Origin of the sequence: Flavobacterium circumlabens (genome assembly GCF_004345565.1) — a bacterium.
Classification (GTDB): Bacteria; Bacteroidota; Bacteroidia; order Flavobacteriales; family Flavobacteriaceae; genus Flavobacterium; species Flavobacterium circumlabens.
In genome coordinates, this window is the sequence record NZ_SLWA01000013.1 from 93,663 (window position 1) to 116,127 (window position 22,465).

At 34.0% G+C, this 22,465-nt stretch carries 14 protein-coding genes; 5 read left to right on the forward strand and 9 right to left on the reverse strand.

Annotated elements, in window-relative coordinates:
- Positions 1 to 56: 56 nt before the first annotated feature.
- Positions 57 to 1,646 carry a peptide chain release factor 3 gene (locus EV142_RS22770; protein ID WP_132038192.1) on the reverse strand — a complete coding sequence of 530 codons (1,590 nt, stop codon included), beginning with the start codon at positions 1,644 to 1,646 and terminating at the stop codon, positions 57 to 59.
- 155 nt (positions 1,647 to 1,801) lie between these two features.
- Positions 1,802 to 3,241, reverse strand: coding sequence for an alpha-amylase (locus tag EV142_RS22775; RefSeq protein ID WP_132038193.1), 1,440 nt, complete (start codon positions 3,239 to 3,241; stop codon positions 1,802 to 1,804).
- Positions 3,242 to 3,774: 533 nt separating this feature from the next.
- On the opposite strand from EV142_RS22775, the gene EV142_RS22780 reads away from it, so the two are divergent.
- Both EV142_RS22780 and EV142_RS22785 read left to right on the forward strand, forming a co-directional pair.
- Entirely contained in the window at positions 3,775 to 5,208 is a 1,434-nt protein-coding gene (locus EV142_RS22780) for a peptidylprolyl isomerase (RefSeq protein ID WP_132038194.1), read from the forward strand.
- A gap of 76 nt (positions 5,209 to 5,284) precedes the next feature.
- Entirely contained in the window at positions 5,285 to 6,238 is a 954-nt protein-coding gene (locus tag EV142_RS22785) for an AAA family ATPase (RefSeq protein ID WP_132038195.1), read from the forward strand.
- Positions 6,239 to 6,279: 41 nt separating this feature from the next.
- Here the strand turns inward: EV142_RS22785 and xrtN are convergent, their stop codons facing one another.
- Both xrtN and EV142_RS22795 read right to left on the reverse strand, forming a co-directional pair.
- Positions 6,280 to 7,593 (reverse strand): exosortase N, encoded by a 1,314-nt coding sequence (gene xrtN / locus EV142_RS22790; RefSeq protein ID WP_132038196.1) that lies wholly within the window; start codon positions 7,591 to 7,593, stop codon positions 6,280 to 6,282.
- Positions 7,521 to 10,013 carry an XrtN system VIT domain-containing protein gene (locus tag EV142_RS22795; protein WP_132038197.1) on the reverse strand — a complete coding sequence of 831 codons (2,493 nt, stop codon included), beginning with the start codon at positions 10,011 to 10,013 and terminating at the stop codon, positions 7,521 to 7,523. The genes xrtN and EV142_RS22795 overlap by 73 nt, the downstream gene beginning before the upstream one ends.
- A gap of 454 nt (positions 10,014 to 10,467) precedes the next feature.
- Between EV142_RS22795 and EV142_RS22800 the strand changes: the two genes are divergently transcribed.
- Positions 10,468 to 13,239, forward strand: coding sequence for a bifunctional aconitate hydratase 2/2-methylisocitrate dehydratase (locus EV142_RS22800; protein ID WP_132038198.1), 2,772 nt, complete (start codon positions 10,468 to 10,470; stop codon positions 13,237 to 13,239).
- 109 nt (positions 13,240 to 13,348) lie between these two features.
- Positions 13,349 to 15,613: an aconitate hydratase gene (locus EV142_RS22805; RefSeq protein ID WP_132038199.1), complete on the forward strand. Its 2,265-nt coding sequence runs from the start codon at positions 13,349 to 13,351 to the stop codon at positions 15,611 to 15,613.
- 141 nt (positions 15,614 to 15,754) lie between these two features.
- Here the strand turns inward: EV142_RS22805 and EV142_RS22810 are convergent, their stop codons facing one another.
- Complete coding sequence (locus EV142_RS22810) at positions 15,755 to 17,137, reverse strand: Kelch repeat-containing protein (protein ID WP_132038200.1); 1,383 nt, start codon at positions 17,135 to 17,137, stop codon at positions 15,755 to 15,757.
- A 239-nt stretch (positions 17,138 to 17,376) separates the two neighbouring features.
- Between EV142_RS22810 and EV142_RS22815 the strand changes: the two genes are divergently transcribed.
- Positions 17,377 to 18,510: a C40 family peptidase gene (locus EV142_RS22815; protein WP_132038201.1), complete on the forward strand. Its 1,134-nt coding sequence runs from the start codon at positions 17,377 to 17,379 to the stop codon at positions 18,508 to 18,510.
- A gap of 9 nt (positions 18,511 to 18,519) precedes the next feature.
- Here EV142_RS22815 and EV142_RS22820 read toward each other — a convergent pair whose 3' ends face one another.
- The 4 genes from EV142_RS22820 to EV142_RS22830 form a co-directional block, all read right to left on the reverse strand.
- Positions 18,520 to 18,918, reverse strand: a complete 399-nt coding sequence (locus EV142_RS22820; protein WP_132038202.1) for a response regulator — start codon at positions 18,916 to 18,918, stop codon at positions 18,520 to 18,522.
- Positions 18,908 to 20,332 (reverse strand): sensor histidine kinase, encoded by a 1,425-nt coding sequence (locus tag EV142_RS22825; protein WP_132038203.1) that lies wholly within the window; start codon positions 20,330 to 20,332, stop codon positions 18,908 to 18,910. Before EV142_RS22825 ends, EV142_RS22820 begins: the two co-directional genes overlap by 11 nt.
- Positions 20,333 to 20,737: 405 nt before the next feature.
- A complete protein-coding gene (locus EV142_RS24745) occupies positions 20,738 to 20,920 on the reverse strand; it encodes a DUF5958 family protein (protein WP_171570991.1) in 183 nt (60 codons plus the stop codon).
- Between the two features lie 68 nt (positions 20,921 to 20,988).
- Positions 20,989 to 22,383 carry an alpha/beta hydrolase family protein gene (locus tag EV142_RS22830; RefSeq protein WP_132038204.1) on the reverse strand — a complete coding sequence of 465 codons (1,395 nt, stop codon included), beginning with the start codon at positions 22,381 to 22,383 and terminating at the stop codon, positions 20,989 to 20,991.
- Positions 22,384 to 22,465: the final 82 nt, after the last annotated feature.

Consider the following 22,465-nt stretch of genomic DNA (forward strand, 5'->3'; position numbering starts at 1 on the left):
AGGCTGTTTAAAATATTTAAAACAGCCTTTTTGTATTTTTCTTCTTAGAGAAGGGATTAATCAAATTCTGATGTAAAGAATAACTTCACCGTTGGATATTTGTTTTGTGTCATTTGAATCGTAAAATCAGAATCAGCTAAAAATACCAGCTGACCATATTTATCATGTGCTAAGAATTTTTGTTTGATACGTTTGAATTCTTTAAATTCATCATTCTTTGCATCATCAGGTTTTACCCAGCATGCTTTATGAACCGGGAAGTTTTCGTAGGTACATTTGGCGCCATATTCGTGCTCTAAACGATATTGAATTACCTCATATTGAAGCGCTCCAACAGTTCCGATCACTTTACGATTATTCAATTCCAAAGTAAATAACTGCGCAACACCTTCATCCATTAACTGATCAACACCTTTGTCCAATTGTTTGGCTTTCATGGGATCAGCATTATTGATGTATCTAAAATGTTCCGGGGAGAAGCTCGGAATTCCTTTGAAACTCATGATTTCCCCTTCCGTCAAAGTATCTCCGATTTTGAAGTTACCGGTATCGTGTAAACCTACAATATCACCAGGATAGGATATGTCTACGATTTCCTTTTTCTCGGCAAAGAAGGCATTCGGACTTGAAAATTTTAAATTTTTCTTCTGGCGAACGTGGTAATAAGGTTTGTTTCTTTCGAAAGTACCGGAAACAATTTTGATAAAGGCTAGACGATCTCTGTGTTTCGGATCCATATTGGCATGGATTTTAAACACAAAACCGGTCATTTTTTCTTCTTTAGGATCAACTAATCGTGTTTCAGAATCTTTGGCTCTTGGCGAAGGTGCGATTGCGACGAAACAATCTAAAAGCTCCCGAACTCCAAAATTATTCAAAGCAGAACCAAAAAACACTGGCTGGATTTTTCCATCCAAATAATCCTGACGCTCAAATTTAGGATACACTTCATCGATCAATTCTAATTCTTCACGAAGCCTGTCAGCAGGTTTCTGACCGATAATTTTTTCTAATTCAGGATTTTGGACATCTGAGAAAGCAATAGTTTCTTCGATATTTTTACGGCTGTCTCCACTAAAAAGATTAATGTTTTGCTCCCATAAATTGTAAATTCCCTGAAAATCATAACCCATCCCGATCGGAAAACTCAAAGGAGTAACCGTTAGTCCAAGTTTCTGTTCCACTTCATCCATTAAGTCAAAAGCATCTTTACCTTCACGGTCTAATTTATTGATGAAAACAATCATCGGGATGTTTCTCATTCGGCAAACGGCAACCAGTTTTTCAGTTTGTTCCTCAACCCCTTTTGCAACGTCAATCACAACGATTACACTGTCAACAGCGGTTAAAGTTCTAAACGTATCTTCTGCAAAATCCTTGTGTCCCGGAGTATCAAGAATATTGATTTTTTTGTCTTTATAATTAAAAGCAAGTACAGATGTTGAAACCGAAATACCTCTCTGGCGTTCGATTTCCATGAAATCACTCGTTGCTCCCTTTTTTATTTTATTGTTTTTTACGGCACCGGCTTCCTGAATAGCCCCTCCAAACAACAATAATTTTTCTGTTAATGTTGTTTTACCGGCATCAGGATGCGATATAATTCCGAATGTTCTTCTGCGTTGTATTTCTTTTAAAAAACTCATATTTTCGTATAAATAGGATGCAAAAGTACTATTAATTAAGTGGTAATAAAAATATTCACTTCTTAATTTGGAAGTCTTTCTTTTAGAAAAAGAAAATTCTTAGCACAAAAAAAGGCTGTTTTTTTAGAACAGCCTTAGAATAGTCATTTTTTAAATTACTGATTAACTGACCAAACTGAATATCCTTTTGGAGGACATTGTATTTTTACCCATTTATCTGCCTGCGTAGTCGGGAACCAAGTCGAATTTCCTGTGAAATCCTTGATCTGAGTATTAGCCCAATTCGTTTGAATCCATCTTTCCTGCCACGTCGTGGAGTTGTTGATGTAAACCACTAATCCCGGATTTCCATTATAGCCATTTCTTCGCGCAACATACTCATCATTATCAGAGTACAAAATAGAAGTTGTTCCTGTCGCTTTGTTGTTGTGGATCCAGATCAGGTTATTTAATTTACTTTTATCCAGCCATTCCTCGTAATCTCTGTAGAATATTGTTGGATATCCTTCGTGTGTCAGAATATAGGAATACGCTAATAATTTGTTTGAAATCTCATCAGTATCATGATTGCTGACAAAAGTAACTGCTCTGTATGGGTTTCTTTTCCACATCATGTCATCATTTAACAGGGCAAGATTATTGCCGTCAAAAGCATCATTCATTTTGTAATAACAGGCAAAATCAAATACGGAACTGTTTGCGTTATTGGCCCAGTCATTTAATACATTTACATTCGAATCCCATAATTCTCCGACAGAAAATCCGCCAACATTAGCATTCCATGCATTGATGACCCAGGCACCAAAACCTTTTACATAGTCAAATCTCCAGCCATCAAATTTCATGGTGTTTTTGTAATATTTACCAACTCCGTCAGCTCTTAGCCACAACCAGTCCTGAACATACGGATTAGCATGGCATAGGTCCGGAAATCCTCCAAAAGAACCTTCGTCGTTATTTCCGTAACTGTTTTTGTAAAAGTCATTATAAGTACGCTTGAATTTTCCAGAAGCAACTCCGTTAAAGTTAGTCCATGTATTTGTTCCTGTAAATGGATTGGCTTCTGATTGGCCTCCACTGTTGTGATTAATCACAATATCAGCATACACTTTCATATTCTCGGCATGTGCTTTTGTAATTACACTTACCAATTCGGCTTTGGATCCGAATCGGGTTTCTACAGTTCCGTTTTGATTGTAATCTCCAAAATCAAAATAATCAGTAGGGTCATAGCCCATAGAGAAAGCGCCGTTTTGTGCTTTTGAAGCAGGAGGAAGCCATATTGATCCAATTCCGGCATTCGACCAGTCTGTAAGTTTAGTGTTTATGGTATTCCACCAGTTTCCGCCGGCAGGAACATCCCAGTAAAAAGCCTGCATCATTACTCCGCCACCCGGATTGTCAACATATTTTCCAGTAAGCGATGATTTCGAATCTCCGGTGCTAAAAGGTTTTCCGTCGTGATTGGTGACATTGATGATTTTAAATTGCTGGCTTTCAGCTTTTGTGTCAGTTTCATTTATTTCATTTTGAGAACAGGACCAAAAAAAAGCTGTAATCGCCAAAAAGGAATAAATTCCGGTTGTTTTTTTCATAATAAGATTTGGTTTAGATTAGTAAAGTTGTAATCACTAATTATTAGCTGTAAAAAAGCAAAATCCGTAATTTTAAAGCTAATAAATTATTAATTACGCATCTAAAGTATGTATTTTTTGTATAGATCCTATTTATAGGAAAATATTTATATTACGAAAACGTTGTAGTGTTGAAAACTTTTTTTTATTGAGCTGTAGAGAAGCAGTTTATCTTTTGTGGGGTAATGGTGAGATAAAATGTAATGGATCGTTAATAATTTTGATTTTTCAGACCCTTTTTTAAAGGTTTTTATCTTCAAAAACAGCGCTTTATTTGTTGGATTTAAAAACTATCCTATAATTTTTTGTTAATAGTATAGCTGATAGTTGTATTATGTAATTGAATTGTTATTTTTGTTCGTTATAAGTTAGAAGAAACCAGGTTTTAATTAATTGGTATTTCCTGAAGATTCAGTAGTATGCTGAATTACTATTTGGTTGAAGAAAATGAAATTTTAAAGCAAGATCTTTACATTAAAATTAAAATTAAAATAATGTTATTAAAAAAATTACAGCTAAAAACAATTGATTACAGATTTGGGTTAACAATGTGTTTTTTACTTTTTTTCAACTCTGTCATTTCTGCACAGGAAATAATTAAAGATGTTGTGGCTGAAAAACCAGTTGAAGCAGTACACTCGGGACAAAGACAAAAAGTGGATGGAATTATTGCTACTGTTGGAGACTATATTGTTTTGGATTCAGATATTGACAAAGGATTTTTAGAAATTACTGCTCAGGGAGGTTCTGTAAAAGATATTACTAGATGTCAGATGCTGGGTAAACTTTTGGAAGACAAATTATATGCACACCAGGCTATTCAGGATAGTATCATTGTTAGTGATTCTGAAGTAAGAAGCATGATGGACGATCGTTTGAATTATATGCTTCAACAAGTAGGTGATATTAATAAAGTAGTGGCTTATTACAAGAAAAATTCAGTTGAAGAATTTAAAACTTATTTTTCAGATATCTTAAAAGAACAAAAATTAGCCTCAGAAATGAGAGATAAAATTGTTAAAGATGTGGAGATTACACCAGAAGAAGTTCGTAATTTTTTCAAGAAAATACCAAAGGATGAATTGCCAACTTTTGGAGCTGAGATGGAAGTAGCACAAATTGTTATAGAGCCTAAAGTATCAAAAGAAGACAAACAGAAAGTAATTGACAGATTAAATGCGATCAGGAAAGATGTTCTGGAAGGTTCAAGTTTTGCTACTAAAGCCGTTTTGTATTCACAGGATCCTGGTTCTGCACCAAATGGAGGTTACTATAAAATGACCAGAAAAACGCCTTTTGTAAAAGAATTTAAAGATGTCGCTTTCAGTCTGCAGGAAGGGGAGGTTTCTGAACCGTTTGAAACTACTTTTGGATATCATATTATAATGATAGATAAGATTAAAGGTCAGGAAGTAGAGTTACGACATATTTTAATTTCACCAACTGTTTCTGAAGATGCTTTAAAAGAAGCAAAAGAAAGAATTACCAACATCAGAAGTAAAATTGTAAGCAAGGAAGTTTCTTTCGCTGATGCTGCAAGAACTGAATCTGATGAAAAAGAAACCAGAGCTAATGGAGGAACTTTAGTAAATCCTAATACTCAGGATACTCGTTTTGAATTGACTAAAATGGATCCAACTTTATACAGTCAGGTTTCTAACTTAAAAGATGATGAAGTTTCTCAGCCCCTTTTGAATACAGATGATAAAGGTAAAAAAACATACAAATTAATTACGGTTACCAACAGAATTGATGAGCATGTGGCAGACTATGCTAAAGATTACACCAAGATTAAAGAATTGGCATTAAAAGAAAAACAAATCAATGCAATCGCTAAATGGTTTGATACAAAAATAAAAGATACTTATATCAAGATTATTGGCGAATACAGAGATTGCTCGTTTGCTAATAACTGGTTGAAAAAATAATTTTTATTAAATAAAGAAAAGAGTTAGTTTTATGAATTCATAGAACTAACTCTTTTTAATTTTAAAATATACTTAAATGTCTGATGTAACAGCAATTCATAATTTAGTTCAGAAAAGAAATGAATTAAAAACAGAAATAGCGAAAATTATTGTAGGCCAGGATGAAGTTATTGATCAAATTCTGATTTGTATTTTTTCTGGCGGACATGCACTTTTAATCGGTGTGCCGGGATTAGCAAAAACATTATTAATTAATACCTTGTCACAGGCTTTAGGGTTAGATTTTAAAAGAATTCAGTTTACGCCGGATTTAATGCCTTCGGATATTTTGGGAAGTGAAATTCTCGATGAGAACAGAAAGTTTAAATTTATAAAAGGGCCAATTTTCTCTAATATTATTCTGGCTGATGAGATCAATAGAACACCGCCTAAAACGCAGGCAGCTTTACTGGAGGCAATGCAGGAGCGTTCTGTAACAATTGCAGGGGAAAACCATAAGTTAGATTTGCCTTATTTCGTATTGGCAACTCAAAACCCGATTGAGCAGGAAGGGACATACCCTTTGCCTGAAGCGCAATTGGATCGTTTTATGTTTGCGATAAAATTAGAATATCCTAGTTTTGAAGAAGAAGTACAGGTTGTAAAACGTACCACATCTGATGTTAAAACGGAAATAAATCCTTTATTTTCAGGTCAGGAAATTATTGATTTCCAACATTTGATCCGCAGGATTCCTGTAGCTGATAATGTTATTGAATATGCCGTAACCTTAGTGAGTAAAACAAGACCGGATAATGCTTTGACGACAGATTTTGTTAAAAATTATCTGGATTGGGGCGCAGGGCCAAGAGCATCACAAAATTTAATTTTGGCTGCAAAAGCACATGCCGCTTTTAATGGTAAATTTTCTCCGGATATTGAAGATGTAAAAGCAGTTGCAACCGGAATCCTGCGTCACAGAATTATTAAAAATTATAAAGCAGATGCTGAAGGAATTACCGAAGAGATTATCATTCAGAAGCTGATGTAAACGATATAAAAAAGCCTGATACTAATTTGTATCAGGCTTTTTTATATCAATTTTGTACGACTAGTTTCGTTTATTAAACGAACAGATTTATTTTGGAAAAGCTTTATTAAAAGGACTTCTACAAGAGAAGTATATTTTTTATGATCACATTCGTACCACCAATATGAATAATATTGAATGTTATTTTTCTCCATTCGGACAAAGCATATTTCTTCACCATTCTTTTTAATCACTTTTGATTCTATAACTTTATAGCCATTTCCGGTCCAGCAAATTAAAGGATTATGAGATGATGTTTTAATGTAAATAAGCTTTTCAGGAGTTGCAATTTTAAAAACTTCGGTGTTAATCCAAATTCCTTTTTCGATATTATAAGTTGTACTTAGGTTTTCAAGTAAATTATATTTCAATTCTTTTTTTATTTCTAAAGTGGTAATCAATACTATAAAGAATGCTATTGTAATTGGCAGGGAAATAAGATTGTTAGAATTTTGGTTTGAAGTCTCTTCCAAGTTAGGTTTAAAAAAGCGAATTAAAAAGAACATGGGTATAATTTGATAAAATGCAAAACAAAGTAAACCAATACTATAATGTAGCGTATTTTCTTCGGTACAATTAAATAAAATTAGAATTATAATTCTGAAATAATTCGAAATAATATTTAACAAAACTATGACAAAACAGAACAAGAAGATCTGTTTGATATTGAAATATTTATGTTGTTTACGTTCTTCCAGAGTCAATAAAAAAGCTCCAAAAAGGAATCCTGTCTTAAACATCGATAATCCCATACAGGCAGTATCAATAGTCACTTTTGCATTATTAATGTAAAAATTTACGCCTTCAATTTTTGTAATCGGAATAAAGTTTTTTAAAGTTAAATACACACTATAACAAAGTGTTTGCTTTATTTCGACAGTTAAATAATCAAAAAAAGTATTAAATACTGATGAGAATAAAAAGATACAGATAAAAGCAATGAACGAGAATTTTTGAGTGAAACTATAATATAAAAAACAAGCCAATAAAGCCAAAGCTAAAAAATGCAAAGATTTAGTGTGTAAACGATAACTTATAAATTCTAATAGAAAAATGAATCCTAAAAGAGGGTAGTTCAGGTTAAATGAAATTTTTCTACCCCCGATGAGAAATAATACGATTGAAAATAGAATTCCGAAAAGATTGCTATCAAGACCAGACAAAACTATATTAGAGTTTATGGCCAGTAATAATGCTAGAATCAAGATTGCAATTGCGTTTTTGTATTGAAATATAAGCTTCATTAAATAGTTTGCTTTTTGTTTTTTCTGTAATAAAAGAAAAGTATTGTCGATCCAAGAATAATTAACAACCATTCATGTGGCTCTGGAATAGCACCGTCATTTTTGACAGAAGCGTTTCCGAGAGTATCAACGTTTTTCTCAATTCCGTTATTTTTATAGTCTTCATCAGTTTCAAGAACAATCAAAGACGATATTGGTGTTACGATATTGGCATCTTTAGCTAGATCTACATATTGATTTTGAACCAAAGAATCATTCTGAATTTTAACTTGTTCTTCCAGTACTTTTCCAAAAGCGTACATCCTGTAAATATGATCTGGTCCGGTACTTTTTGCGGTATTGTGTAGCGGACTTTCTGTAATAGCAATATTGGCAGGTTCAATATTTACAGTATTCGCGGCTGTTTTAAATAAAATAAAATGATTTTGATCAATCAGTTTTAAACTGTTATTTAGGCTTGTCTGAAAATAATTTACATATTTCTGTTCTTTAACAGTCTGCCAAAATGGATTAATATCTGATGAAATATTAATGACTTTTAAGTGTCTCTCTTTCGCCCCGGTTTTTATTTTCTTTAAATAATTTGAATTTTCAAGTTCTTCAAAATTTGCAGAGAACTTTCCGCATTTCGTAATGATTAAACTATTCTGTGAGATTTTATAAAGAGGTAATAGAGAATAATGCAAATCTTCAAAATCTAATGCAATAGCTTTAAAATTATCTTTGTTGATTTCTTTCTTTTCACCATTTATAAAAACAAAGAAGTTTTTTTTATTTAGGTTTACAAAAGATTCTATTTGTTTCGTAGTCCAACTACTGTTTAAATCTAATATAATCTCTGAAGGCGAAAACGAAATTACAGTTTGCTGAATGTCCTTAACTTCATAAATTTTGTTTTTCCAAGTAAATGAACTGGGTACTTTGGTTAAAGACAAATAGGCTTCCCAATTGTCTAATCCTTTTGATTCATTAATATAGTACTTATTTTTAAGTTCAAAATCTTTACTGGTTTCTATCTTTGTATTTCCAACGGTCTGAATTCTTGAAATAGTTTCTGCATTCGAAATGTTTGGACCTTTTATAGATAGGCTTTGGTATTTCATTTCATTATTTTTAACTTTTAACGGAGTTGTAAAACCGCATTTAAAGGTTCGCGGATTCTTGAAATTTACAGGAAAAACTTTAACTACAACTTTGTTTCCTTCTCTCCATTGCATCAACGACGGATCACGGCTCTCTACGCCAACAATTTGATTGTAAGCTGCTTTAGCTTTTTCTTTAGTTGTTAAAACGCCTTTTCTTTCAATTCCGTTTACCCATAACGAAAGTGACGTTGCAACAGAACCTTCCGGTAATTGAAAAGAATAAATAGCTTCCCGGTCTCTCCGCGAATCTTCGGCGCAAACAATCTTCATGGTAACTTCTGTGTAAGCCAATCTGGCATCAGCATAAATTTTTACATCTTCTTTTATGCTTTTGGTCAATAAATTTTCGCCACTCCACAATTGTTCTTCAGTTTCGAGTCGTTTGTCAAAGTTTGATTTCAAAATGTTAATTCTGTCATCATTACTAATATTGAGGTCTTTGCAAAATAAGTATGCAATTGATATAAATGGATTATGTGTTTTTCTTTCGTTAAATTGTTTAGTGCCAAAGGAATTAAAACCTTCAAAAGAAAATATATTGTGAAGCGGAATGTAGACAATGTCTTTTTTAAGTAAAATTTCATTAAAAAAATTCGGTTTTAAGTTTTGTGAAATTGAAATATAACTTGGAAAATCATCATTTTCATCGAATGATTTCATAGTCGCTGATTGTGCTATTTTTCTGCTTTCAATGCTTAATCCAATTGTAAAAAGGATTAAACCAAATAAGACCACTAAAAATCCGGCACCAAAATAAATAGAGTAATTTTTATTCCTGCTGAAATATCTTATAATTGTTGTTATATGAATAATGATTACAAATGCGGGAACCAAACCATAAAACCCTAACCCTAAAGCTAAAATCCCTAAACAAGATAATGGCATGATCGGAATTAAATATATTGCAAAGTACAAGATGATTGCAAACGATAAACCATTAATAAAAAAAGGAAAAGATATGTTTCTGCTTTCATCTGAATTTCTATAGATAAAAAAATTAGATAGACAAAAGGCTGCTGTTATCAGATAAACCCAAATTGGTAAGTCGTGAAAAATAGGAATAAAAGTATTTAGGCAAAAACAACCAATAAGCCAGTTCAGGATTAAGAATGGGGTTAGATGAATGTATTTTTCTTTTTTTCTAAGAATAATAAACGATAGACCAATTCCGTAAAGAACCTCAAATAGCAAACTTAATATCGCAGCCGATTCAAAATTTTGAATTCGGAATTCTTTGCATACAAGAGTTCCCATTAATAGAATAGTGCTAAAAAGTGTTACAATTAAACTAATTGTAACACCTGGCTTTTGAATGTAATATTCTAAGTGTTCTATTTTGTATTTCATAGTTGTATTTTTTTTAAAAGTACTTTGAGTTACAAAGTTATAAGAAAATTTGAATTGTAAGTTTTAATTTTGATTTTTTTTTGAAGTTCATAAAGCTGAAAATGCATGCTGGACTTTTCTAAAACTAAGAAGGGATAAGAGAGAAAAAAGAGCAACTATAACGTTGTAAATGCTAATTTAGAAAGGTTCTTAGCTAAAAACGAGGTAAAATCCGACTTCCTTCGTAACATTAAATTACGACTTTGTTAAAGAAAATATTTTAAATTACCAATAAATCATTTTTTTAATACAAAATTAATATTTTGGCAAAAACCGGCAATCAAAATCGTTTTTTAACAATAATAATTTTTGAAAAGGCGACTTCTATTATATTCTTTTTAATTCTCGTCTTTAATTTTTAAATTTGCATCAAAAAAATAAACCTGCCTTTTTAACATTAGAAAAGATTTCTACTATGAACACTTATAAGGATTATATCCAAGAGATTGAAGAACGAAAAATTCAAGGGCTTCACCCAAAGCCAATTGATGGTGCTGAATTATTAAGCGACATCATTGAACAAATTAAAGATGTAAATAATGAGTACAGAGAGGATTCTCTTAAATTCTTTATTTATAATGTTGTACCAGGGACAACTAACGCTGCAGGTATTAAAGCTAAATTTTTAAAAGAAATCATTCTTGGTGAATTTGCAGTAAAAGAAATCACGCCTGCTTTTGCTTTTGAGTTATTATCACACATGAAAGGCGGACCTTCTATTGAAGTGCTGTTAGATTTAGCATTAGGTGATGATTTTGTTATTGCTAAAGAAGCTGCAAATGTTCTTAAAACACAGGTTTATCTTTATGAGGCGGACACAGACCGTTTAAAAGAAGCTTTTAAAAATGATAATGTAATTGCCAGAGAGATTCTTGAAAGTTACGCAAAGGCAGAATTTTTTACTTCATTACCAGAAGTAGTTGAGGAGATTAAGGTAGTTACTTATATAGCCGGTGAAGGAGATATTTCGACAGATTTGCTTTCTCCGGGTAATCAGGCTCACTCAAGAGCAGACCGTGAACTTCATGGTAAATGCATGATTACTCCTCAGGCACAAGATGAAATTAAAATGTTACAGGCACAACATCCTGATAAAAGTGTGATGTTGATTGCAGAGAAAGGTACAATGGGTGTAGGTTCATCCAGAATGTCAGGTGTAAACAACGTAGCTCTTTGGACCGGTAAACAAGCAAGCCCATATGTTCCGTTCATTAATATTGCTCCAATCGTTGCCGGGACAAACGGTATTTCACCAATTTTCCTGACAACAGTTGATGTTACAGGTGGTATTGGTTTAGATCTTAAAAACTGGGTTAAAAAATTGGATGCAGCTGGTAACATTATTCGAAATGAAAATAATGAGCCTATCCTGGAAGAAGCATACTCTATCGCTACCGGAACTGTACTTACCATAAACACAAAAACGAAGAAACTTTATAACGGCGACAAAGAGCTAATTGACATTTCTAAGGCATTCACGCCTCAGAAAATGGAATTTATAAAAGCTGGTGGATCATATGCAATTGTATTTGGAAAAAAGCTTCAAACATTGGCAGCGAAAATTTTAGATATTGAAGCTCCTCTTGTATTTGCTCCGTCAAAAGAGATTTCTATTGAAGGACAAGGTCTTACCGCAGTAGAAAAAATCTTCAACAGAAATGCTGTTGGAATAGCTCCGGGTAAAGTATTACACGCTGGTTCAGATGTTCGTGTAGAAGTTAATATTGTAGGTTCACAAGATACGACCGGTCTTATGACGGCTCAGGAATTGGAGTCTATTGCTGCTACTGTAATTTCGCCAATCGTTGATGGTGCTTACCAATCAGGATGTCACACCGCTTCAGTATGGGATAAAAAAGCGCAGGCAAACATTCCGAAACTAATGAAATTCATGAACGATTTCGGTTTAATCACAGCCCGTGACCCGAAAGGTGTTTATCACTCTATGACCGATGTAATTCACAAAGTTCTAAACGACATTACAATAGACGAGTGGGCGATCATTATTGGTGGTGACTCTCATACAAGAATGTCTAAAGGTGTTGCTTTTGGTGCTGACTCCGGAACAGTTGCTCTTGCACTTGCTACCGGTGAAGCTTCAATGCCAATTCCTGAATCGGTGAAAGTTACATTCACAGGAGACATGAAGAGCTACATGGATTTCCGTGATGTGGTTCACGCTACACAAGCTCAGATGCTTAAGAAATTTGGTGGTGAGAATGTATTCCAGGGAAGAATTATTGAAGTTCATCTTGGAACTCTTAATGCTGACCAGGCCTTTACATTTACCGACTGGACTGCAGAAATGAAGGCAAAAGCTTCTATCTGTATTTCTGAGGATGACACCCTGATTGAATCATTGGAGATTGCAAAAGGCAGAATCCAGATTATGATCGACAAAGGAATGGACAATCAGAAACAAGTTCTTCAGGGATTGATTAATAAAGCAGATAAGAGAATTGCAGAGATTAAATCAGCTGAGAAACCAGCATTAACTCCGGATTCAAATGCTAAATATTACGCTGAAGTTGTGGTTGATCTTAATCAGATTATAGAGCCAATGATTGCTGATCCTGACGTAAATAACGTTGATGTTTCTAAAAGATACACGCACGATACCATCAGACCTCTTTCCTTCTATGGAGGAGAGAAAAAAGTAGATCTTGGATTTATTGGTTCTTGTATGGTTCATAAAGGAGATATGAAAATTCTGGCTCAAATGCTTAAGAATATAGAAAATCTGCATGGTAAGGTAGAGTTCAAGGCACCGCTTGTAGTAGCTCCTCCTACCTATAACATCGTAGATGAGCTTAAAATAGAAGGTGATTGGGAAGTTTTACAAAGATACTCAGGCTTCGAATTTGACGATAATGCTCCTAAGGGTGCTGCACGTACTGAATACGAGAAGATGTTATATTTAGAGCGTCCGGGATGTAACCTTTGTATGGGAAATCAGGAAAAAGCGGCAAAAGGAGATACTGTAATGGCCACTTCTACCCGTCTTTTTCAGGGAAGAGTCGTGGAAGATGCTGAAGGTAAAAAAGGAGAGTCATTACTTTCATCAACACCGGTAGTAGTTTTGTCTACAATCCTTGGACGAACTCCGACACTGGAGGAATATACGGCTGCAGTAGACGGTATTAATCTGACTAAGTTTGCACCTTCAAATAAACAGTTGGTAATGTAATTATAATTCAAAAGCCCGGGAGATAATCTCGGGCTTTTTCTTTTATAGCTTCTCTATTTTTTGTATCTTGTGATGTTCAAAATAAAAAAAACAAAAACAATTATAACTTATGGCTTTTGATATTGAAATGATTAAAAAAGTGTATGAGAACATGCCAGGCCGTGTTGATAAAGCACGCGCTATTGTTGGTCGTCCACTTACTTTAACGGAGAAAATTTTATACAATCACCTTTGGGATGGAAATCCGACTCAGGCGTTTGGAAGAGGTGTTGATTATGTTGATTTTGCACCGGACCGTGTTGCGTGTCAGGATGCGACGGCACAAATGGCACTATTACAATTTATGCATGCTGGTAAAGCTAAGGTAGCAGTTCCTACAACAGTTCACTGTGATCACCTGATTCAGGCAAAAGTAGATGCTGTAACCGATTTGGCCAGGGCAAAAACACAAAGTAACGAAGTTTTCGATTTCTTATCGTCAGTTTCAAATAAATATGGAATTGGTTTCTGGAAACCGGGAGCTGGAATTATTCATCAGGTAGTACTTGAAAATTATGCTTTCCCCGGAGGAATGATGATTGGTACCGATTCTCACACTGTAAATGCAGGCGGTTTAGGTATGGTCGCTATTGGTGTTGGTGGAGCTGATGCTGTAGACGTTATGTCTGGTATGGCCTGGGAACTTAAATTTCCTAAATTAATTGGAGTAAAACTTACGGGTAAATTGTCAGGATGGACTGCCCCTAAAGATGTTATCCTTAAAGTTGCCGGTATCCTTACTGTAAAAGGTGGTACTGGTGCAATCGTTGAATATTTTGGTGAAGGTGCCACTTCTATGTCTTGTACAGGAAAAGGTACTATTTGTAACATGGGTGCTGAAATTGGAGCTACAACTTCAACTTTTGGTTATGATGATTCTATGAGTCGTTACCTGCGTTCTACCAACAGGGCTGATGTGGCAGATGCTGCGGACAAAGTAGCTTCTTACTTAACTGGAGATCCGGAAGTATATGCTAACCCGGAACAATATTTTGATCAGGTTATCGAAATCAACTTAACGGAATTAGAGCCACACCTAAACGGTCCGTTTACGCCTGATTTAGCAACTCCAATTTCTAAAATGAAAGAAGAAGCAATCAAAAACAACTGGCCATTACAGATTCAGGTTGGTTTAATTGGTTCTTGTACCAACTCTTCTTACGAGGATATTGCCCGTGCAGCGTCGTTGGCGAGACAAGTAAGTGCTAAAAACTTAAAAACCAAATCTCAGTTCACCATTACCCCGGGATCTGAAGTGGTTCGTTATACAATTGAAAGAGACGGTTTTATTGATACTTTCGAAAAAATTGGTGCTACCGTTTTTGCGAATGCCTGCGGACCTTGTATTGGTATGTGGGACAGAGAAGGAGCAGAGAAAGAAGAAAGAAATACTATCGTTCACTCTTTCAACCGTAACTTCTCTAAACGTGCAGATGGTAACCCAAACACTTTAGCTTTCGTAGGTTCTCCTGAATTGGTAACTGCTATGGCTATTGCAGGTGATTTAGGTTTCAATCCGTTAACAGATACTTTAATCAACGAAGATGGAGAAGAAGTAATGTTAGATGCTCCAACAGGAGACGAATTGCCTCCTAAAGGTTTCGATGCTGAAGATCCGGGATTCCAGGCTCCGGCTGCAGATGGTTCAGGAGTTCAGGTTGCTGTAAGTCCTACCTCTGAGCGTTTACAATTATTAGCCCCGTTTGATGCCTGGGATGGCAAAAACATTACAGGTGCTAAATTGCTGATCAAAGCATTTGGAAAATGTACTACGGATCATATTTCTATGGCCGGACCATGGTTACGTTTCCGTGGGCATTTAGATAATATTTCTAATAATATGCTGATTGGTGCTGTAAATGCATTTAACCAAAAAACAAATTCAGTTAAAAATCAGTTAACCGGAGATTACGATGCAGTTCCTGCTGTAGCCCGTGCTTATAAAGCGGCTGGAGTTCCGTCTATCGTTGTGGGAGATCACAATTATGGTGAAGGTTCTTCTCGTGAGCATGCTGCAATGGAGCCACGTTTCTTAGGTGTGAAAGCGGTATTGGTAAAATCATTTGCCCGTATCCACGAAACAAACCTTAAAAAACAAGGACTTTTAGGATTGACTTTCGCTAACGAAACTGATTATGATAAAATTCAGGAGAACGATACTATCAATTTTACTGATTTAACGGAGTTCGCTCCCGGAAAACCATTAACATTAGAGTTCGTTCACGCCGATGGTTCTAAAGATATCATCCTGGCCAACCATACTTACAACGCAGGTCAGATTGGCTGGTTCGTTGCAGGTTCAGCATTAAACTTAATTGCTGCCGGAAAAGCATAATCTTTAAGATTCTCAATTATACCAAACGCTCTGTTTTCGCAGAGCGTTTTTTTGTTTTAAATCTTAACAATATATCATTGCATTATTGGAATTTGGAATTTTAAAATATTGGGATTTAAACAGCTATTTTTTTACTAAAAGCTATTCAATACCTTTAGCCTGATTTACTTCGTGAAATAAAATTTTTGATTTTGCAGGTTTTGTAATTTCAAATTCATTTAGATCAATGCTATATACTTTTGAAGAAGGGATTTTAGAATAGTTTTTGTCAGTGCGTCCTCCTAAAATATACAATTTATTGTTGTAATAATACATCGCAGAATATTTCAGAGGTAATTCAATTGCATATTCTTTTAATTGTTTTGTTTTTAGATCGTAAACATACATATTTAGATCCTCAAAAAAGTAAATTATATTATCGTGATACGTAATGGCGGGTCTTTCTAATCCCGAAAACAATTCGCTTTCGGTTTGCCATTTTTGTTTTAGTAAATTATAAGTTTCAATTTTAGATACAGGTTTTCCATCATCTCCACCAATGAGATAAATTTTATCATCTATTAAAATTCCTGTAGTTTCTTTCGCTGTTGGCATAGAATCAAGTTCATACCAATATCCGGAAGTAATGTTGTACAAATGAACCTTACTCGTGAAATCTTTTTTACCATTTTCAGTCGATTTTACAGAACCGCCTATTACAATAATATTATCCTTGTAATTAAAGGAAGCAAAATTGGCGGCCTGATGCGGATTTGTATTATCTGTCTTAATAGTTTTGTTATTAAGGTCTAAAACTTCAATTTGATCTTGTAAATACTCAAACTTTCCATTCACGGAAATTCTTTTTCCGCCTAATACATAAATTGAATTGTCATACAAATGGATATTGTGATACGCTCTTTTCGTGAATTTTACAGGTAACGTTTCCCAACTATCAGCCTTTATATTATAAGTAGAAAAATCTCCTTTATAAAATAGAAATGTTGAATTTTGTCGCAATTCGTCCTGAAGGTCTTTTAAGGTGGGGTCTGCTTTTTCTCTGGTGAGTTTTTTCCATGCATCAGATTCTCGAGATCCATCTCCGCCAATAACATAGATCTTACCGTCCTTTAAAAATGACCCAAAGGAGAAAAGAGGGTATTTTAAAGGAGCTAATGTACTAAAACTCAATTTTGATTTTAACTTCAAATCGTGGTTAGCGTTAATTGTTAATCCGGATAAATCCTCAATTTCTTCTGAAAGTAAAACGATAAACTTTCTTTTTTTTAGATCTTCTAAGCGTATTTTTAAGCTGGTAAATCCAATATGGGAGAATTCCAGTATTTCATCATCTTTAAATTGTGGCAGAAGTTTTAAGGAGAATTGACCCTTTTCATCGCTTGTGGTTCCGACTTTGCTTGATAGTGCAAATACATTGGTGTTTTCCACAGGAAGATTGGTTTTTTGAGAAATCGTAGTGCCATTTATGTTCTGAGCAATTGATAACAGCGGGCAAAAAACAAATAGTAAAAGTAATTTTTTCACACAGTTTGCGGTTTAAAGTTGATTTTGGTCGAAAAATGGCAATTATTTATAAAAAGCATATTTTCAAAGTGTTGGCTCAATTTTTATGCCGAAGCGGTTAATTGGAGGTAAATTAGTTGTTAAAAAACGTGTATCTTTTAGTTTAAAAAGTTAAATTCGCTTTTTAGGTAATATATTTGCTTTTTTGAGCTTAAATTGTTGTCTTAACTTAAAAAAGTATTCATTAAACTTTAATAGGTATGGTTTTTAGATTAATTATAGTATTGTTTTTTTTCAGTGTTGGCGTTTTTTCTCAGGAAAATTTTATAAAGCACAAGATATCAAAAGGAGAAAATCTTACTGTAATTGCTAAAAAATACGGCGTAAAAGCGAAAGACATTCAGACAGCTAATCCTGATGCTCCAAAGATTTTAAAATTAAATTCGGTTTTACTAATCCCGAATAAGAATAAATCACTTATTACCAAAACTACAGCTGTTGCTGCGAATGCGGCTCCAATTGTAACTCCCGGATCCCACGAAGTTCAGGCAAAAGAAACACTCTGGGGAATTTCAAAAAAATATAATGTTTCGGTAGAAGACTTAAAAAAAGCAAATCCGCTTTTAGAATCAGAAGGTTTGAAAATTGGACAGCAGATTAATATTCCATCAAATGTAATTGCAGACCAGGAAAATCCTTTTGAAAAGAGCCCCAAAACAGAAGATGTTGAAGTATCAAGGGAAGTACAGCCTAAAGAAACCAAATATTCCATTGCAAAGGAATTCGGAATATCTGTGGCGGAATTAGAAAAACAAAACCCTGTCATAAAGAAAAAATTAAAGGTTGGTTATGTGCTTACGATACGTACTTCTAAAGAAAAAGCAGATGCCATACAGGCTTTAAAAGAAACCTTTGAAATAAAAGATCCAACATTAACTCCGGAGCAGATCGCTGAAAATTCAACTGTTGTAAGGGATTCCTCTACGGTTATTAGAGTAGAAAACCATTCGTATTTAATTGATCGACTGATTGAAAGTGCAACCGGAAATATAGGAACAAGATATCGATCAGGAGGTACTACTAAAGCAGGTTTTGACTGTTCGGGATTAATGATTTGCACCTTTAGTAATTTTGATATCAGGCTGCCCAGAAGTTCTATTGAACAATCGCGAATTGGAATGAAAGTCAGTGCCGAGGAAGCACAAAAAGGAGATTTGATTTTCTTTAAAACAAATGGGAGACATCATATTAACCACGTTGGTATGGTGGTAGAAGTAGCCGATGGAGAAATCAAATTTGTGCACTCTTCAACTCATGGCGGAGTTATGATTTCTTCGACTAAAGAAGCTTATTACGGAAGAAATTTTTCGCAGGTAAATCGTGTTTTGCAATAATTTAGTACGTTATGTATTTAGATAAATCGTTTTTTTTAACTCTTCAATAGGGAGCGGTTTGTTTAAAAATCCTGTAACATAATTATTTTCATTTATTTTTTGTATTTCATCCTGATCCAAAGTCGAGGAAAGTACATAAATTTGAATTACCTTTTTAAATTCATTATTTAGCTTATCGTAAGCATTCAAAAATTCAAAACCATTCATGACAGGCATCTGAATGTCTAATAAAATAATCAGCTGCTGCAGATTTTGATGTGTAGAAAGCCATTGCAGGGCTTCCACGCCATTATTTGTAATGTTTACTTCTGTTTCTGTTACATCAAGCATCTTTGTTAATAATTGCTTAATAACAAGCTGATCGATCAGATTATCTTCGATTAATAAAAATACTGGTTTAAGTTCCATACAAGTTTGGTATCGTTACAATAAATTTACTTCCAACACTATTTTCTGAGGAGACGTAAATATTTCCCCTTATATTTTCGACGGCTTCTTTTACAATATAAAGACCTAATCCCGAACCTTTATTTTTGTTGGTTCCAAAGTACATTTCAAAAATATGTTCTTTGAATTCTTCTTTAATTCCAATTCCGTTATCCGATATTTCAATTTGATTAAAACCATCTGAAATATAAGTTTTAATCGAGATAAACATTTCCTCTTTACTGTTATCCGCATATTTTATTGCGTTTGAAAGTAAATTTGAAATGATAATTTTTAAGCGCAAATTATCGCTTTGAATACGATCGATCAATATCTCTTTTTTAATTTCGATTCGGTTGGCGTTTTCAATGTGTATCAATTGGGAAATGGCTTCATCAAATAACTCCCGAAGACTTACCGGTTCAATAATTATTTGTTTGCGTTTGTTTTTAGAATAATCAATAATGTCGCTAATAAACTGATCCTGCCTGACAAGGCTTTGGTGCATTAGCTTTAAATAGTTCCTGATCTGATCCACATTGTCTTCTAATTGTGTGATCTCAATAAGTCCCTGCAATGAAGTTATCGGAGATCTCAAATCATGTGATGCACTATAAACAAAGCGATCAAGCTCGTGATTGGCCAGTAACAGATTTTCATTTTTTACTTCGATTTCTTTTTTAGAAGTAACGAGTCTTTTTACCATTATCGAATAGTACCAACTTACGCTGCAGATGATAATCAGGATAAAAAAGATGTTCGTAATAGTTAAGAGTGTTTTTATTTTCCTTGTTCCTTCTCCAAGTGTATTTGAAAAGTTACGTTCGTTTATGGTGAGTTTGTCGCTTATATGGCTTATTTGTCGTAAGTATTTTTGCTGATCATAAGTTGTTAAGATATTGCGTTTGATTTTTGCATCGATTTGTGTTCCCGTGATAAATAATTCATCAATTAATTTATCACCTTGTTCCCATTCATGAATGGCTTTTGCTAAAAAAGGAATCTCTTTAAAATTTACAAATAGCCAAACAAGATCGTTAATGTCATCCTGATGATTTCGGCCTGTTAAAAAACCGCTCCGTGCCATTTTATTGTCGCCTGCTTTGAGGAGTGTTTTTCGGGCAATGCCATCTCCCTGAGGAACTTTTAATTCTTCATTATACAATTTCCATTGTTCCGGTTCCTGAGTGTAGAGATACGTAATAAGATGCCTTGAAGCATCTTTTTGCCCTTTGGAGTAATGTGATTCTCCATTTACATAAGCTCTGTTGGCAGATAATATTTTGATGGTAAAAAAATTGATACAAATTAACAGCGCGCAGGAAATAAATACAATTAGCAGAAGAATGAAAACATTGGGGAAACGTATGCTTCTAAAAAACGGACTCTTAGACATGATTTCAGATTTGTAGGTTAGTAATGGTTTCTCAGGTCTGATAGACTGCTTGCTTACTTGTAACGTGTATTTCTGTAAAAATCAGCTTTTGAGGATAACTGTTTTTTTACTGTCTAAAAAGTGAACAGTTGTTAATGAAAACTTTCTTTTTTTAAGATTATGAACACTTATATCAAATTTAACAAAAAAAAGGTATGTTTTTACAAATGGTCTATTTTTTCTTGTTAAATTATTTTTTGTTACTAAAATGTTGATAATTAAAGCTTTGTGTTCTATTTTTTAAGTTCAAAAATAAATAATATGAAACAAAGAAAAATTATAAATAATCTAAAGAAAAAATAAAACATCTTTTTTGTTTAACAATCTATTTTGAATAGAATCTGTTTTTGAGATTGTTTTTTATGTCTATTCGAATTCATGCCAAAAATGGCCACAACCATTTTTGCATTCTGTATTTCTTCTTTCCGTATCTGTCACTTTAAAAATCCAAAGTAAGGAGATTATTGTTTTTTTATTTTCATTTTCAGGAAGCTGAGCTATTTTATCTTGTGCAATTTTGTTGATTATTTGTTCATGTTGCGTTATCATTATGTAGTGAAGTCAGAACCAAATAAACTGCAGCTATTAAATTGCAGTTTATTTGTCTTAATTTTAAGTTACTTTGTTTGAACTTTAATCCATTGCAGAATTTCGTTCATTGCAATTGGAGAAAAGGTTTGTTCAATTTTTGAATATTCCTCAGGAGATCCCGATTTACATTCCTGAAATAAATGATTTAAATTTGGAATCTCCTTTATGGTTATATTTTTATTTCCGCCTTTTGTTAACGCTTTTTTAATTGCTTCCAGATTTTCTTTAGGAGGAACTTGTAAATCTTTCTCCCCGTTTAGGGCTAAAACAGGGCACTTCACTTTTTCTAACACCGGTTCCGGATTATATCTTAAAAAATAAGTCATCCATGGATTTGTTATTTTAGCTACTTGTAAATTAACATACTCTTCCAGCGTTACATTTTCAGGTTTGTCCGGATCATTTTTCGATATTTCAGTGATGTAATTTGTTATTTGAGTTTTTAATTCCTGCGGATCTTTGTATTTATTTACAATTTGAAAAGCCTTCTGATTCATTTCTTTTGTTTTTTGAATAGCTGAATCACTGCTTCCTTTTGCTTTTGCAATCAGTTCCTGTTGCAATAAAAGGAGTTGATCTCCTTCTATTCCTGGTCCGGCGAGTAATACGATAAAAGCAATATTCTTAGACTTACCTGCAACAATTGGCGCAATTAATCCTCCTTCGCTATGCCCCACTAATCCTATTTTCTTTTTGTCTATTTCTTTTCTTGAGAGTAAAAATTGAACTCCGGCCTCAACATCTGTAGAAAAATCCAAAGAAGTTCCCGATTTAAAATCCCCTTTAGAGGCAGCAGTCCCTCTGTCATCAAAGCGTAAAACGGCAATGCCATTTTTAGTTAAATAATCAGACAGTACCAGAAAAGGTTTGTGTCCCAGTAGTTCTTCATCTCTATTTTGCGGACCGCTTCCACTGATTAAGATAACAACAGGAAAAACACCTTCTTTTTTAGGCAATGTCAAAGTGCCTGCTAAACTTATTCCGGCGGTTTTATTCTCAAAATTGACCTCTTCAGTATAATAAGGGAACGGTTTTAAAGGCTCCTGAGGTCGTACCAGTTTTTCTTTTTCAATTTTTTCTCTGGATAAATTCAGCGGAAAAGCCTGGCCTCCTTGTTTAAAAGTTCCTGTAATAATATTGTCTTTTCCTAAAATACCCTCGTATTCAATTCGAAGGTTTGATAATGCAACTTTTAGAGTCGAATTTTCAAAGCTGGTTGAAGTAGTAGGAATCCCGAATGCCTTCTGATCAGGACTATCCATTGTAGCGGTAAACACATCATCCTTATTGCTGATGTTAAAAACAACAGCTAGCTGCGCTCCCGGCACTTTTAAAATTCCGTTCCACTGGCCGGTGATATCTTGTGCTATTACAAATGTTAAGTTGCAAAGAGCCACTAACAATAGTACTATTTTCTTCATGTTTTACTGATTATAATGTTTTGGTGGGTTATTTGAATTGTACGAATTTACAGAAAAATAGCTTTAATAAAGAATATTTATT

What these genes read in the sequence shown, in the direction of transcription:
- EV142_RS22770 (WP_132038192.1), bottom strand. Translation starts at nt 1,646, where the DNA reads ATGAGTTTTTTAAAAGAAATACAACGCAGAAGAACATTCGGAATTATA.
- EV142_RS22775 (WP_132038193.1), bottom strand. Translation starts at nt 3,241, where the DNA reads ATGAAAAAAACAACCGGAATTTATTCCTTTTTGGCGATTACAGCTTTT.
- EV142_RS22780 (WP_132038194.1), top strand. Translation starts at nt 3,775, where the DNA reads ATGTTATTAAAAAAATTACAGCTAAAAACAATTGATTACAGATTTGGG.
- EV142_RS22785 (WP_132038195.1), top strand. Translation starts at nt 5,285, where the DNA reads ATGTCTGATGTAACAGCAATTCATAATTTAGTTCAGAAAAGAAATGAA.
- xrtN (WP_132038196.1), bottom strand. Translation starts at nt 7,593, where the DNA reads ATGGTTGTTAATTATTCTTGGATCGACAATACTTTTCTTTTATTACAG.
- EV142_RS22795 (WP_132038197.1), bottom strand. Translation starts at nt 10,013, where the DNA reads ATGAAATACAAAATAGAACACTTAGAATATTACATTCAAAAGCCAGGT.
- EV142_RS22800 (WP_132038198.1), top strand. Translation starts at nt 10,468, where the DNA reads ATGAACACTTATAAGGATTATATCCAAGAGATTGAAGAACGAAAAATT.
- EV142_RS22805 (WP_132038199.1), top strand. Translation starts at nt 13,349, where the DNA reads ATGGCTTTTGATATTGAAATGATTAAAAAAGTGTATGAGAACATGCCA.
- EV142_RS22815 (WP_132038201.1), top strand. Translation starts at nt 17,377, where the DNA reads ATGGTTTTTAGATTAATTATAGTATTGTTTTTTTTCAGTGTTGGCGTT.
- EV142_RS22820 (WP_132038202.1), bottom strand. Translation starts at nt 18,918, where the DNA reads ATGGAACTTAAACCAGTATTTTTATTAATCGAAGATAATCTGATCGAT.
- EV142_RS22825 (WP_132038203.1), bottom strand. Translation starts at nt 20,332, where the DNA reads ATGTCTAAGAGTCCGTTTTTTAGAAGCATACGTTTCCCCAATGTTTTC.
- EV142_RS24745 (WP_171570991.1), bottom strand. Translation starts at nt 20,920, where the DNA reads ATGATAACGCAACATGAACAAATAATCAACAAAATTGCACAAGATAAA.
- EV142_RS22830 (WP_132038204.1), bottom strand. Translation starts at nt 22,383, where the DNA reads ATGAAGAAAATAGTACTATTGTTAGTGGCTCTTTGCAACTTAACATTT.